This is a genomic window from Dellaglioa sp. CoH-57-MRSF-22 (assembly GCF_056781895.1).
This window is the reverse complement of sequence record NZ_JBXAXT010000011.1, coordinates 1-1,846: the sequence shown is the minus strand read 5'-3', so window position 1 is coordinate 1,846 and position 1,846 is coordinate 1. Positions and strand designations below refer to the sequence as shown.

2 rRNA genes (1 of these 2 cut by a window edge) are annotated in these 1,846 nt (G+C 50.3%); both read left to right on the top strand.

Annotated elements, in window-relative coordinates:
• Positions 1-1,644: ribosomal RNA gene (locus tag AC1RPR_RS07770) — 23S ribosomal RNA — on the top strand (it extends 1,375 nt beyond the left edge of the window).
• 85 nt (positions 1,645-1,729) lie between these two features.
• A 5S ribosomal RNA gene (rrf, locus tag AC1RPR_RS07765) occupies positions 1,730-1,845 on the top strand.
• Position 1,846 lies beyond the last annotated feature (1 nt).

Genomic DNA, 1,846 nt, shown 5'->3' with positions numbered 1-1,846 from the left:
GGTGGAGCGCTTAGAAGTGAGAATGCCGGTATGAGTAGCGAAAGACAGGTGAGAATCCTGTCCACCGAATGACTAAGGTTTCCTGGGGAAGGCTCGTCCTCCCAGGGTTAGTCGGGACCTAAGTCGAGGCCGAGAGGCGTAGACGATGGATAACAGGTTGAGATTCCTGTACTAGTTATATTTGTTTGAACGATGGAGGGACGCAGCAGGCTAAGGAAGCGCACTGATGGATATGTGCGTCCAAGCAATAAGTCTGAAGTTGAGTTAAATGCTTAACTTTAAGGACAAGTTGTGATGGGGAGCGAAATTAAGTAGCGAAGTAACTGATGTCACACTGCCAAGAAAAGCTTCTAGTTAGAATATAACTACCCGTACCGCAAACCGACACAGGTAGTCGAGGAGAGTATCCTAAGGTGTGCGAGAGAACTCTCGTTAAGGAACTCGGCAAAATGACCCCGTAACTTCGGGAGAAGGGGTGCTGACCGAAAGGTCAGCCGCAGTGAATAGGCCCAAACGACTGTTTATCAAAAACACAGGTTTCTGCAAAATCGTAAGATGACGTATAGGGGCTGACGCCTGCCCGGTGCTGGAAGGTTAAGAGGATGAGTTAGCTTCGGCGAAGCCCAGAATTGAAGCCCCAGTAAACGGCGGCCGTAACTATAACGGTCCTAAGGTAGCGAAATTCCTTGTCGGGTAAGTTCCGACCCGCACGAAAGGCGTAACGATTTGGGCACTGTCTCAACGAGAGACTCGGTGAAATTATAATACCCGTGAAGATGCGGGTTACCCGCGACAGGACGGAAAGACCCCATGGAGCTTTACTGTAGCTTGATATTGAGTGTTTGTATAACTTGTACAGGATAGGTAGGAGCCGTAGAGACCGGAACGCTAGTTTCGGAGGAGGCATTGGTGGGATACTACCCTCGTTGTATGAACACTCTAACCCTCGCCACTAATCGTGGTGGGAGACAGTGTCAGGTGGGCAGTTTGACTGGGGCGGTCGCCTCCTAAAAGGTAACGGAGGCGCCCAAAGGTTCCCTCAGAATGGTTGGAAATCATTCGCAGAGTGTAAAGGCACAAGGGAGCTTGACTGCGAGACTTACAGGTCGAGCAGGGACGAAAGTCGGGCTTAGTGATCCGGTGGTTCCGTATGGAAGGGCCATCGCTCAACGGATAAAAGCTACCCTGGGGATAACAGGCTTATCTCCCCCAAGAGTCCACATCGACGGGGAGGTTTGGCACCTCGATGTCGGCTCATCGCATCCTGGGGCTGTAGTCGGTCCCAAGGGTTGGGCTGTTCGCCCATTAAAGCGGTACGCGAGCTGGGTTCAGAACGTCGTGAGACAGTTCGGTCCCTATCCGTCGCGGGCGTAGGAAATTTGAGAGGAGCTGTCCTTAGTACGAGAGGACCGGGATGGACATACCTCTGGTGTACCAGTTGTTCTGCCAAGGGCATCGCTGGGTAGCTATGTATGGATGAGATAAACGCTGAAAGCATCTAAGTGTGAAGCTCACCTCGAGATTAGATTTCCCATTCCTTTATGGAAGTAAGACCCCTGAAAGATTATCAGGTAGATAGGTTGGAAGTGGAAGTACAGTGATGTATGGAGCGGACCAATACTAATCGGTCGAGGACTTAACCACAAAGTGGTGTGAAACGGTGTACGGCTTAAAAATCAATGATAAATATTAGCTAGTTTTGAGAGAATAAGTTTTCTCAAAAAAAGAGTGTGGTGGCGATAGCAAGAAGGATACACCTGTTCCCATGTCGAACACAGAAGTTAAGCTTCTTAGCGCCAAGAGTAGTTGGGGGTCGCCCCCTGCGAGGGTAGGACGTTGCCATGCT